The sequence below is a fragment of the Ruminococcus sp. RTP21358st1_G6_RTP21358_211008 genome (assembly GCF_040908885.1).
In the GTDB taxonomy this organism is placed as follows: Bacteria; Bacillota; Clostridia; order Lachnospirales; family Lachnospiraceae; genus Blautia_A; species Blautia_A faecis.
The window spans coordinates 1-12,623 of record NZ_JBDGDM010000036.1 but is presented as its reverse complement, the minus strand read 5'-3'; the positions used below and the strand labels follow the sequence as shown (position 1 = coordinate 12,623).

Genomic DNA, 12,623 nt, shown 5'->3' with positions numbered 1-12,623 from the left:
GGTTTTTGCAAGATAATATCCCCACATTGTTTACTGCTTACTTCGTGACCGGTAACATACTTCTCCTTGCTCACAGCCTGACCGATCACCGAAGCTTATCTTTCTTTTTTCTGATTTAGAGCGTGTTTGAAAAAGGCTTTCTGCAAGATGTGCGTCACAATTTGTGGGAGATTTTGCCCGGATGAGGGCGCCGTAGCGGGCTACGGCAACCGAATTCGGGTGAAATCTCCCACAAAGTGGGGCGTGCAGATTGCGGGAATGATTTTTCAAACACGCTCTAGCACCGCCTCAAAAATATTCTTTATCACAGGTGCCGCAATGGTTCCTCCGTAATACACGCCCTGCGGGTCATGTATAATGCAAAGCCCCAGGATCTGTGGATCTTCCGCAGGCATAAAACCAAGAAAGGAAGAAATATACCGGTTTGCACTTCTTGGCAAAGTCTGGGAAGTAGCCGTCTTGCCCCCTACTGTGCATCCCTCGATCCGGGCATTTCTTCCGGAACCTTCTGACACTACTTTCTCCAGAATTCCTCTTACTGTCTCTGATGTTTTTTCCGAAATAATCCCCGTTTCCACCGGATATTCCAGCTTTCTTCCACTGGTACCATCTGAGCTCAGAACGGATACCCCAAAATGAGGTGTGATCCGCCTCCCCCCATTGATCAGAGAACTGACTGTGGTCGCCAGCTGAATTGGCGTAATCTGAAAAGACTGGCCAAAAGCAACTGTTGCCAGCTCCACATTCCCCATATTTTCCATTTTATGCATGATCGTTCCAGCCTCTCCCGGCAGATCTACACCTGTCTTCTTCAAAAGTCCAAACTCCTTGAAATAATGATAATAGTTTTCCACCCCAAGTCTCAGACCCACTTCAATAAAAACCGGATTGCAGGAATTCTGGGCACCTTCCACAAAGCTCTGGGAACCGTGTCCTGTTCTCCTTGCACAGTGAATCCGCCTGTCATCCACCAGCTTATACCCCGGACAGAAAAATCTGTCATTTACGGAAACCACGCCAGCCTCCAGACCTGCAGACATGGTAATGATCTTAAAGGTAGAACCGGGCTCATATGTATCGTTCAGGCAGGGATTTCTCCACATCTGGTTCAGAAGATCCTGTTTTTCCTGTTCATTCAGTCCTGAAGTGTCCACGTCCGTATTCAATGTAAAAGGATCGTTCAGATCAAATTCCGGCACATTAACACATACATAAATTTCTCCGTTCTGCGGATTCATAAGAAGTATGGAAACACGCGCAGCCTGTTTTTCTTCCATTACTTTCAGGGCCGCCTGCTGCGCATACTGCTGCAGATCCACATCCAGACTGATTTTCAGATTTTCCCCTGCCACCGGATCTTCCCTGCTTTCTCCGATCTGGTCGATTTCCACGCCTCTGGCATCTGTTGTGGTCAGGATTTTTCCCGCCTGTCCCTTTAAAACTTCCTCATATTTCACTTCCAGGCCAATTATCCCCTGATTGTCACCGCCTGTAAATCCCAGAACCTTGGAAGCCAGAGATCCGTAAGGATAATACCGCTTATAATCCTCATCCACTTTCACACCATCCAGTTCATACCCACGTATCACATCTCCCACAGATTTTTCCACATTTGTCTTAATTCGTTCAATTGAAGATATTTTTTCAACTTTTTTACGCACTGTGTCAGTATCTATTTCCAACTCTTTTGACAAGACCTCAATAACCTTCTGTGGTTCCTTAATCTGACTGTGAATAACGGAAATAGTACATACAGTTTTATTATCTGCCAGAATCCTCCCTTTTGCATCCAGTATCTGTCCTCTTGCAGCCTTAATGACTCGTTCTCTTTCATGAAGTTCTTCTGCTTTCTGGTAATAGTAATCCGACCGAACCCCAATCAGGTAAACAAGCCTTCCCACAAGTCCCAGAAGCATAAGTGCACATACAAGAAAAACCATCCATATTTTTTTCCTGTGAAAGGTCATAGTTTTTTTCATAAAAAAATCCCCATCTGAAATCATCATAACTAATATATGATAATTTCAGATGGAGGTATGTGTTGTATTATGGTGAACAGTCTGTTTTTTATTTCCTGCCAATACTATGCCACCTATGGACAGTATTTCTAATCCAGTCCGGCTTCCTCGTTAGTCAGGCCTTCACTCTCCATATTGTTATCCTCAATGGGATCCGTGTTATCTTCCGGAGGTCCCGGAACATTGGTATCAGAAACAGCCTCCGGCAGAGTTTCCCCGGCTGAACCAGTGTAGGAATCGCTGATTCCATCAAGGTTAGCAGATTTTATATACTCTCCGTTTGCATTGATCTGATAACTTCCGTCACTATTCAGCAGGTAACCATTTTCGTCAATCCGATTGCCATCCCAGTCAATGAGGTTGCCCTCTTCATCCACCAGATTTCCATTTTCATCAATCTGACTGTCAGATATAGTATTTACATGACCATTAAATTTCTCCCAAAGCTCTGTCTCCGGAACAGTTCCGTCTGTAGACTGATCGGGCTGAATATTCATATATGGCAGAAGCTCGGAAAGAATTGCCTGTGCCACATACTGTGGATAAATACTGCTGGCCTGATCCTCTACATTTGGCTCGTCAATTACCACATAGATCAGAACCTGCGGGTCATCAACCGGGGCAAATCCTATAAAGGAAACCACGTATTTACCATTTCCACGGGGGAATTTCTCCGCAGTTCCTGTTTTACCGCCTGAGCTGTAACCCTGTACCTTTGACGTCATACTGGTACCCTGCTCTACACTGGCCTGCATATAGCTTCTGATATCAGCGGAAATGCTGGAAGAAATGGTCTGCTTCTGAAGAAGCGGACTGATTGTCTTCACAGTTGCACCGCTGGCGTCTTTAACTTTTGTCACAAGATGTGGCTGATAATAGTAGCCGCCATTGATGACCGAACACATTGCATTGATTTCCTGAATCATAGTGCAGCTGAATCCCTGACCAAATGCAGAACACGCAAGCTCTGTCTCATGCATGGTATCAACAGTATGCATAATACCATATCCCTCATTTGGAAGATCGATTCCTGTCCGGCTTCCGAAATTGAAAGTACTCTGTGCTTTCAGAAAATTTTCAACTCCCATCTTTGCACCAATCTGCATCATGGCATCGTTACAGGAGTTTGCGATTACTTCCGCAAGGGTTTCCATTCCGTGTCCGTAAATATTTGCACATTTGATGGTGGTCATATTTCCTGGCACACCAAAATTCTGGTAACCATCACAATAGAAGGTATCACTGGTGGATATTTTTCCCTGTTCCAGAGCAGCTGCCATAACAATGGGCTTCACAACGGAACCAGGTTCGTAAATGTCGGTTACACAAAAGTTATTCCACATGGCGCTTAGAGCATCCATGGTCTCACTGTCGTTCATAGCAGCAATCTCATCTGCTGAATATAAGGAAGACAGATTACGTGGATCATTAAGATCATATCGGTCGCCCCCATCCATGGCAAGGATTTCACCACTTGAAGGGTCTTCCACGATCACTCCTATATTTTTGGCGCCAGTAGATTCCTTAAAGGCATTTACCCATTTTTCCACAATCTGCTGTGTTCCAAGATCAAGGCTAAGCTCCAGACTGTTTCCGTCAGAAGCTTCGATAATGGTTTGCTCCACGTTAGAATCATCACTGAAATATCCGTACTGTCGGCCATCAATTCCTGTCAGGCTGCTATTGTAGTAGCCCTCAATTCCATAGTCCGCAGTATCTCGGGAAAAAGTAAATCCCAGCGTATCACAGGCCAGCTCATTATATGGATAGACTCTCAGATAATCTTCTTCAAACCATACACCCTGGATATTGTTTTTCTCCTGAATTTCTTCCCTGGTCATTTCCGTATCATCTGGTATGCTGCAGTAATCCTCGAATGCTTTCTTATCATCCATGGATACCTGCTTTTTCACGATCTGATACTGACTCTCCTTGGTCTTATCAGAAGTAAGCCTGGTACGGAGTTCGCCTTCATCAAGACCAAATATGGTAACCAGAGCATTCACGGTAGGATCCAGATAATCCTCATCTGAATTCACAGCTTTACAGTCCAGTACAACATTATACACCTTGTTGCTCGTTGCCAGAATGTTGCCATTTCGATCATAGATTGTCCCTCGTTTCGCTGGCATTGTACGATTCTGGTATTTTTGCTGAGCCTGACTCAGCACCTGTTTCTTATACTTGTCACCACTTTGAAAATTAATATAAGTGATAACTCCCAATAAAACGATTAAAGCTCCCAATACGCAAAAGAGCAGTATTGACAGCTTTTTTTTCATACTGTGATTTATTTTTTTTATAGGTTTTCTTTTTGTTTTTCTTCTCAGAGTAGTCAATCAAACACCTGCCTTCATTCCCATTACTTCCCGGTCACGTCCTGATACTGTCTTACGTAGCTGCCGCCTTCAGTCGCATAGGTTTCTGTCTGCTGGTTGCTTGGATATTTCATGCCCAGACGTCCGATGGCGATTTTCCGGATTCTTTCAAGGTCAACACTTGAAGTCACCTGGCTCTCATATGCATCGTTGTCTTCTTTCAGCTCGGCCAGTTGGGATTCAAGAGTGGCCAGCTGGCTTCTTTTACTGGTGCATTCTGTTTTCAGTTTCAGATAATTAATACTGCAAAACACAATAAGGATACCAAGTGCAGCCAGAAATATGGCAAAATTACGGTTCATATTATTGGCTTTCGCACGGTTTCTCCTGGCTGCCTTACTAAGCGGCTTGTTCCCCCGGACCTGCTGCTCTGGTGTGGTCAGCTCTGGTTTTGCCTTATTTTTACGAACAGAATGCTCTGGCTGACGGTACTCTCTCCGCTCAGGAACTTCCTGGACTTTTCGGACAGTGTTGCCATCAACATACACATTTTGTGGACGTCTTTTACCTGACACAGTATTCGTATGTCTGCCTGTCTCCGCCATTTTTTACCCTTCTTTTAAACTTTTTTTTCAAAAATTCTAAGCTTAGCACTCTTAGAACGCGGGTTTTCTTCCATTTCTTCATCACTTGGAAGAATTGGCTTCCTTGTGATAACTCTCCCCTTGGATTTCTTTCCGCACACACATACCGGAAAATCCGGTGGACAGGTACACGGGTTCTCATTTTTTCGAAAAATTGTTTTTACAATTCTGTCTTCCAGTGAATGGAACGTAATAATGCAAAGCCTTCCGCCATCATCCAGAAGATCAATCATCCCATCAAGTGAATCACGAAGAACATCCAGTTCCTTATTCAGCTCAATTCTGATTGCCTGGAACGTACGCTTAGCCGGATGACCTCCTGCTGCCTGTATCTTCATAGGTATGGATTCCCGGATGATCTGTGTAAGCTGACCCGTTGTCATAATGGGGCTCTGCTGTCTTGCTGCTACTATATGTTTCGCGATATTTTTCGCAAATTTATCTTCACCGTAATCGCGGATAATGCGATACAGTTCTCTTTCTTCATAACCGTTAACAATGTCACTGGCAGTCTGTGTCTGTCTCTGATCCATGCGCATGTCAAGAGGTGCATCTACCCGATAGGTAAATCCACGTTCCTCATTGTCCAGCTGATAGGAGGATACTCCCAAATCCAGAACAATACCATCAACCTTGTGAATTCCCCTTGCGGCAAGCTCCTGTACCATGTAACAATAATTGCTGCGAATGATTGTCACCTGGTCAAAGGCGGCAAGCCGTTCACTCGCAGCAATTATCGCATCCTGGTCTTGATCTATACCAATAAATCTCCCCTTGGCAGAAAGTTTCCTGCATACCTCAATGGCATGTCCTGCGCCGCCCAAAGTGCCATCCACATAGATTCCATCCGGCTTAATATTCAGCCCGCCAACGGTCTCGTCCAGTAATACAGATTTGTGTTTAAATTCCATTTCCGTCTCCTGTTGGATTTCTCGCTTATTTTATGCTCAGATGACGATTCCCATGTTCTCCATGTCGGCAGCAATGCTGTCCATATCGTCATAATTGCAATTCTCGCTCCATTTCTCCTTGCTCCAGACTTCTACTCTGCTTAAGTTTCCAGCCAGAATAACATCTTTCTCCAGACCAGCGAACTCACGTAACGTCTGTGGTACGAGAATTCTCCCCTGCTTGTCCAGTTCACATGTTGTTGCACCTGCAACAAAGAAGCGCGAAAAGGCTCTAGCGTCTTTATTTGTAAGTGGTAATGCACGGAGTTTCTCTTCAAAGGCTTCCCATTCATCCATAGGATAAATATAAAGACAACCATCAAGTCCTCTGGTAAGAACAAATTCCTCACCTAAAGGTTCCCGAAATTTCGCCGGGATGATCAAACGCCCCTTCGCGTCGATTGTGTGATTGTACTCGCCCATGAACATAAAAACTCACCTACTCTCGTGAAATACGAGTCTCCCCCTCGTATCTCATGACGGGAAACAAATGGAAGTTCTGCCACTTCGTCCCCATTTGTCACCACTTTTCTCCACTTCCTACCACTTATGAACCCATTCTAACCCATTTGCCCCTAAATTACAAGTGGGAAATTATGAAATCTATTACATAATTCTGTTACAAAGTCCTTACAAACAGTGAAAATGCAGTCAAAAAATTTTTTTATACAAATAAATCCTGCCCTGCAGGACTTTTTATATTGCCGGAAATTCCAGCGAAATTACCTATTACACACAAAAAAACGCCACTTCAGTGGGATTCGCTCCCACCAAAATAACGTTTTGTTTAGTCCAGATTCAGGTATCTGACAATCATATGATCAATCTTCCTGCTCATGGGCAGGTTTTTTCGCAAATCTGCGCGGCTGGCTATACAACCATTCATCTTCTTCTGAAGCTGTCGGACCCTTCGCAGCAACAGTTTCTTCTTCAGAAATCCTGGCATTTTCTTCCACATGATTTTCTGTACCGGAAGCTTCTGGAAAGGCTTCCTCCTCAGAAACTTCTTCTGTATCTTTCTCTGAGTCCTCCTCATAGAAATCCTCAGCAGCTGAATTTTCCTCTTCCACGATTTTCTCTGTGTTCTCTTCATCCTGAAGATTTTCTTCCGGATGCTCTTTCTCCACAGACGAAGTTTCTTCTGATTCTTCGGAATCATGTTCATAAGCAGATGCTGTTCCGTTATAGACTTCCCGAACACCTGCGGCATCTCCATCTGCAAAAGCTCTCTCCAGTCTGAGCCGGTCTCTGTATTCTTCTGCTTCAGCTTCTCTGGCTGCTCTTTCCTGCGCTTCATAGTCCTGTTCTCTCCTGCGTCTGCGCCTTGCCGCCCTCTTTTTCGCCATGGTTTCTTCCACAACTGCGATCATAGCACAGATTACAAACATTGCTGCTGAGATCAGCTGGGAAATTCCAACAGAAGTTCCCGGAATCATAAGCTTGTCTGTTCGAAGAAGTTCTATGCAAAATCGTCCGAGACCATATCCTGCCAGATATTTCAGAAATACTTCTCCGTGGAAATGTTTTTTGCGCTTCCACACAAGCATCAGGAGAAACAAAAGCAGACACCAAAGACTCTCGTATAAGAAAACCGGATGTACTTGAATATAAGAAGTTCCACCTATTGTCTCCAGGTTTTCCCTCATTGCAGATGTCACTTCGCTGGAACGCACAGCAGATAAAGGGAGCTGCATTGCAAATATGCTGTTGGTATACTCACCGAAAGATTCCCTGTTAAAGAAATCTCCCCACCTTCCTATTATCTGCGCAATAACGATTCCCATGCTGGCAGTATCTGCCATCTGCATAAAAGATTTTCTGCGCGCGCCGCAGTAAATGGCTGCTCCCAGCATTCCTCCAAACAGACCGCCGTAGAATGTAAGTCCGCCATTTCTCACATTAAAGATCTCAATAATATTGCCCTTATAAAGATTCCAGGAACATAAAACATAAAGCATTCTGGATCCGACCACCCCCAGAAGCAGGGATATGATCATCATTTCCAGATAATCGTCTTTATTCTCGCCGCAGCGCTTCGCTTCCAGAATCACAAATCCCATTCCCAGAAGCATTCCCAGAGCTATTACAAGGCCAAAAAATGTAATCTCAAATCCAAATATTTGAATGGATTTCCCCACATAACCCAGGTTTATTCCCAGATTCGGAAACTGAATTGACATTTATGCTATCCCTCTGTTTCTATTACTTATCAGACATTGAAACGGAATAAGATCACATCGCCATCCTGTACTACGTAATCCTTACCTTCCATTCTTACAAGACCTTTTTCTCTTGCGCCTGCATAGGAGCCACAGTCAAGAAGATCCTGATAGTTTACCACCTCAGCCTTAATGAATCCACGCTCAAAATCAGAATGAATCTTACCTGCTGCCTGCGGAGCCTTGGTTCCAATCTTGATGGTCCATGCTCTGGTCTCATCTTCTCCGGAGGTCAGGAAGCTCATAAGTCCAAGGAGATGATAACTTGCCTTAACCAGCTTCTCAAGTCCTGATTCCTTGAGTCCAAGATCCTCCAGGAACATTTTTCTCTCATCCTCATCCAGTTCGGAAATCTCTTCCTCGATCTGAGCACAGATTACGAAAATCTCACTGTTCTGCTCTGCAGCATATTTTCTTACAGCCTGTACATGCGCATTGTCAGCACCATCATTTGCAAGATCGTCTTCTGCAACATTTGCAGCGTAAATAACCGGTTTCTGAGTGAGCAGATTGTATGTTCCCATCCATGCTTCCTCATCCTCATTCTCCAGTTCCATAGTGATGGCCATTTTGCCGTCTTCCAGCCATTTCTTGATCTTCTGAAGGAAATCAAGCTCTTTAGCAGCTTCTTTGTCCATACGGGCAGTCTTGGTAACCTTTGCAATTCTTCTCTCCAGGATCTCAAGATCAGAGAAAATAAGCTCCAGGTTGATAGTCTCAATATCACGGATCGGGTCAATGCTTCCATCTACGTGAATTACATTGGTATCCTCAAAACAGCGTACTACATGAACGATTGCATCAACTTCACGGATGTTTGCAAGGAACTGGTTTCCAAGACCTTCTCCCTTAGAAGCGCCCTTTACAAGTCCTGCAATGTCAACAAATTCTATAACGGCCGGTGTCACTTTCTTGGAATGATAAAAATCACCAAGCAGTGCAAGTCTTTCATCCGGCACAGTAACAACTCCCACATTCGGGTCAATGGTACAGAAGGGATAGTTCGCAGATTCTGCACCAGCCTTTGTCAGGGAATTAAAAAGTGTACTTTTTCCTACATTTGGAAGTCCAACGATACCTAATTTCATTTTATCCTATTTCTCCTTATTTTTAGAGGCGTTTGACATTTCTTTACGCCATTCTTTTGCTATTATACCACAAACAATAAAAATATGATATATTTCCGGCCCCATATTGTCTTCTCTATACATCTTTTTATTTTAGCATACCCAACTCTTTCCATCAAGACAAAAGCTCTGGACAATCTGATAAATTTGAAAAAACACCTCATATTTCCAATTGAATATGAAGTGTTTCTCTTTTGTAATACATCATTTATTTCAAATCTCTGGACATGATCATAAGAAGACTGCCTTTTTCGTAGAGTACCTTGGCCTTTTCTTCCTGGATCTCGTTGCTAACGGTGCGGCCACAGTTATCTGTAGTAAGGCGGTAATGATCCAATGGGTATTTAAACCCCTTCAAAGTAAGACCTTCAACCGTTTCACCGGCTGCGAAAAAAGAAATATATTTTCCGAACTGACTGTCTTTTCGAATAATATAGCCATTTTCCACAAGACAGATGTAATTCTGAGCATCTGCCAGGATCACATTGACACCCTTTTGTCTGCCATATCCCAAAAGTCCCATGTTTCCAATAAAATGATCTAGTCTTCCACCAGTTGCGCCAAGAATAAGAATATTCTTTGCCCCTCTTCTTATTGCCAGATTTAAAGTAGACTGGGTATCTGTATCATCCTTTTCAGGATTCAGTCTGACAATTTCTGTATGGTCAAGACTCTCCAGATATGCCTTTCCAGCACCTGATAAACTGTCAAAATCACCGTCCACAATATCCGGGACAAGACCTGTTTCCAGAAAGAAATCCAGTCCTCTGTCAGCCGCCAGCAAAAGCAGCTTCTTGCCTTTTCGCTCTTCTTCTATTTTTCTTATAAAATCGAGGGCAAAATCTTTCTGGATCATGCCCCCGCTTACGATTACTGTATCTATCATTCTATCTCTCACTCAATCCTGTCACCAATCTCTTCGATCTGTTTCTGAATATGGCGGACATTCTGGGCAATATCACCGCCGAATACCCAGGATCCGGCAACAAAGATATTGGCACCAGCTTTCATAACAGTCTCTATGGTACCTTCATTGATTCCACCGTCAACCTCAATATCCACATTCAGATTCTCTTTGTCGATCAGTTCTCTCAGTTCCTGAATCTTCTCTGTACACTCGTCCATATATTTCTGTCCGCCAAAGCCAGGCTGAACAGTCATTACCAAAACCATATCCACATCCTCAAGCATATGGCTGATATCATTTACCGGAGTTGCAGGCTTGATGGAAACACCAACTTTCACTCCTGCATCCTTGATACGCTCTATAGTACGTTCCAGATCCTCACATGCCTCAGCATGAACGGTGATGGAATCCGCACCACAATTTACAAAATCCTGAATGTATCTTTCCGGCTCTGTCACCATAAGATGAACATCAAAAAACATCTTGGATTCTTTACGGATGGATTTGATCACCGGCATACCAAAGGAAATGCTCGGTACAAAATCTCCATCCATAACATCAATATGGAGCCATTCAACTCCTTCGTTTTCAAGAATTTTAATCTGTTCGCCCAGACGGTTAAAATCCGCTGATAAAATGGAAGGGCATAGCTGATACATAGTTTTAGTATCTCCTTTTCTCTTTTAATTCCTCATATAAAGCCAGATAGTTGTCATACCGCTGCTGACTAATTTTACCTTCAGACAGAGCTTTCTTCACTGCACAGCCCGGTTCATGAATGTGCATACACCCCTGAAACCGGCATTGCGGCTCATACATTACAAATTCCGGGAAGTAATCCCGAAGCTCCTCTTCCTTCATATCGGTAAGATACAAAGAAGAAAATCCCGGAGTATCCACCAGGAAAGTATTCTTTTCCACCGGGATTACCTGGGAATGTCTGGTGGTATGCTTGCCGCGCTTCAGTTTTTTGCTGATCTCACCAGTCTCCATCTGCACTTCACCCTGCATACAGTTGGTAATGGAAGATTTCCCCACACCGGAAGGTCCTGCAACTACTGTTGTTTTTCCCTTCAGTATCTCATGGATCTCGTCCATTCCCTCTCCCTCATAGGTACTGGAAAGCACTACACGATATCCACATCCAGTGTAGATTTCGTAAAGCTTTTCCATTTCTTCCTTCTCTCCCACATCTTTCTTATTGAAGCAGATAACTGCAGGAATTTCCTGCTGCTTCATCATAATCAGAAAGCGGTCCAGAAGAAGAAAGTTAGGCTTTGGATTCTCCATGGCAAAAATCAAAAATGCCTGATCTACGTTGGCAACAGCAGGACGGATAAGTGAATTGCGGCGGGGAAGAATGGAAGTTACACTGCCTTCCTTCTCCTCCTCATCCAAAACGGTAATCTCCACATTATCACCTACCAGAGGCTTGAAATTATCCTTTCGAAAAATTCCTTTTGCTTTACATTCGTAAACATTGCCGTCTTCCGCATAGATATAATAGAAGCCTGCAATTCCTTTAATGATCTTTCCCTGCATGGATTACTCAACCTTCTCAAAAGTAAGAGGATAATGGCCAAGTTCCTGATAGCTTCCATCAGATTGCTGCTCAGACAGATATAAAGTACCCTCAGCAACTCCTGGTGCACCTGTAATATCCAGCTGATATGGGAAAGTAAGCTGCTGTCCTTCTACCACAGAGCTTGCTTTTGGAGCGCCGCCTACATTCTGAACAAGCTCCAGTCTGATCAGACCTCCATTATATCCGATAGGCGTCTTCAGTTTCTGTGTACATTTCCATACTTCGCCATTTGCTACTGCTGCAGTAGTATCAGAGGAACTCTGATCCTCAGTATTCTGTGAAGAAGTATCCTGACTTCCACTGCTTACAATAAGAGTGATCGTATCGTTATCCGGATCTGCATATACCGGGTTGTCATCTGTATATCCTATAGGATCCTGAGAGATAACAGTTCCCTCTGCAACGTCTGTGCTCATCTGCATTTCCACATTAATATTAATGAATTTGCCAAGCTTGGCAATTGCATCATTCTTCTCCATTCCGGTTACATCTGGCACCTGTACACTGTCACCATAATTAATACCACGGCTGATGGTAAGAGTAACTGTATCGCCTGCCTTGACAGTAGTTCCTGCTGCAGGCTCAGTATCAAGGACACATCCAATGTCTACCATAGAAGACTGACTTTCATCCGGGTAAATCTTATTGATCTGAACCGTTAAGCCCTGGCTTTCCAGAGTTTCCTGCGCCAAAGCGCCATTCTGACCGAACATATCTGTAAGGGTAACGGACTCAGAACCTTTACTTAAATAATAGTTAACAGTTGAATTTTTAGCTACCTTTGTTCCCTGTACAGGATCCTGTGAAGAAATCTTGCCTTTTTCCTGTGTGGAAGCCTCTTCACCTTTGTAGGTC

Annotated in this window: 12 protein-coding genes and 1 pseudogene; 1 reads left to right on the top strand and 12 read right to left on the bottom strand. The window is 43.7% G+C overall.

All coding sequences use genetic code 11. The annotated features are described in order from the left end of the window. Positions 1 to 30: 30 nt before the first annotated feature. A pseudogene (locus tag AB5Z12_RS14065) lies at positions 31 to 210 on the bottom strand (DUF6783 domain-containing protein); the annotation flags it as partial. On the opposite strand from AB5Z12_RS14065, the gene AB5Z12_RS14060 reads away from it, so the two are divergent. Next, complete coding sequence (locus AB5Z12_RS14060; protein WP_313719214.1) at positions 148 to 333, top strand: DUF6783 domain-containing protein; 186 nt, start codon at positions 148 to 150, stop codon at positions 331 to 333. The pseudogene AB5Z12_RS14065 and the gene AB5Z12_RS14060 sit on opposite strands and share 63 nt — an antisense overlap. On the opposite strand, the gene AB5Z12_RS14055 is transcribed toward AB5Z12_RS14060, so the two are convergent. The 11 genes from AB5Z12_RS14055 to AB5Z12_RS14005 all read right to left on the bottom strand — a co-directional run. Next, the gene (locus AB5Z12_RS14055) at positions 267 to 1,979 is read right to left on the bottom strand and encodes a peptidoglycan D,D-transpeptidase FtsI family protein (protein ID WP_368356763.1); all 1,713 of its coding nucleotides are present in this window, start codon (positions 1,977 to 1,979) and stop codon (positions 267 to 269) included. The two genes, AB5Z12_RS14060 and AB5Z12_RS14055, sit on opposite strands and share 67 nt — an antisense overlap. 128 nt (positions 1,980 to 2,107) lie before the next feature. Next, complete coding sequence (locus AB5Z12_RS14050) at positions 2,108 to 4,264, bottom strand: peptidoglycan D,D-transpeptidase FtsI family protein (protein ID WP_368368689.1); 2,157 nt, start codon at positions 4,262 to 4,264, stop codon at positions 2,108 to 2,110. A gap of 116 nt (positions 4,265 to 4,380) precedes the next feature. Beyond that, positions 4,381 to 4,941, bottom strand: a complete 561-nt coding sequence (locus AB5Z12_RS14045) for a septum formation initiator family protein (protein WP_118578198.1) — start codon at positions 4,939 to 4,941, stop codon at positions 4,381 to 4,383. A gap of 14 nt (positions 4,942 to 4,955) precedes the next feature. Continuing rightward, positions 4,956 to 5,891, bottom strand: coding sequence for a 16S rRNA (cytosine(1402)-N(4))-methyltransferase RsmH (rsmH, locus tag AB5Z12_RS14040; RefSeq protein ID WP_148461134.1), 936 nt, complete (start codon positions 5,889 to 5,891; stop codon positions 4,956 to 4,958). Positions 5,892 to 5,927: 36 nt separating this feature from the next. Beyond that, the gene (gene mraZ, locus AB5Z12_RS14035) at positions 5,928 to 6,359 is read right to left on the bottom strand and encodes a division/cell wall cluster transcriptional repressor MraZ (RefSeq protein WP_118578197.1); all 432 of its coding nucleotides are present in this window, start codon (positions 6,357 to 6,359) and stop codon (positions 5,928 to 5,930) included. Between the two features lie 392 nt (positions 6,360 to 6,751). Then, complete coding sequence (gene lgt / locus AB5Z12_RS14030; protein ID WP_173770970.1) at positions 6,752 to 8,110, bottom strand: prolipoprotein diacylglyceryl transferase; 1,359 nt, start codon at positions 8,108 to 8,110, stop codon at positions 6,752 to 6,754. A gap of 29 nt (positions 8,111 to 8,139) precedes the next feature. After that, positions 8,140 to 9,237, bottom strand: coding sequence for a redox-regulated ATPase YchF (gene ychF, locus AB5Z12_RS14025; RefSeq protein ID WP_021926448.1), 1,098 nt, complete (start codon positions 9,235 to 9,237; stop codon positions 8,140 to 8,142). Positions 9,238 to 9,484: 247 nt separating this feature from the next. Continuing rightward, positions 9,485 to 10,174 (bottom strand): thiamine diphosphokinase, encoded by a 690-nt coding sequence (locus AB5Z12_RS14020; RefSeq protein WP_368368688.1) that lies wholly within the window; start codon positions 10,172 to 10,174, stop codon positions 9,485 to 9,487. Then, positions 10,171 to 10,842, bottom strand: coding sequence for a ribulose-phosphate 3-epimerase (gene rpe, locus AB5Z12_RS14015; RefSeq protein WP_118578194.1), 672 nt, complete (start codon positions 10,840 to 10,842; stop codon positions 10,171 to 10,173). Before rpe ends, AB5Z12_RS14020 begins: the two co-directional genes overlap by 4 nt. A gap of 4 nt (positions 10,843 to 10,846) precedes the next feature. After that, positions 10,847 to 11,725: a ribosome small subunit-dependent GTPase A gene (gene rsgA / locus AB5Z12_RS14010; protein WP_173770971.1), complete on the bottom strand. Its 879-nt coding sequence runs from the start codon at positions 11,723 to 11,725 to the stop codon at positions 10,847 to 10,849. 3 nt (positions 11,726 to 11,728) lie between these two features. Beyond that, the coding region (locus tag AB5Z12_RS14005) for a PASTA domain-containing protein (protein ID WP_368368687.1) at positions 11,729 to 12,623 on the bottom strand (895 nt) is incomplete at its 5' end.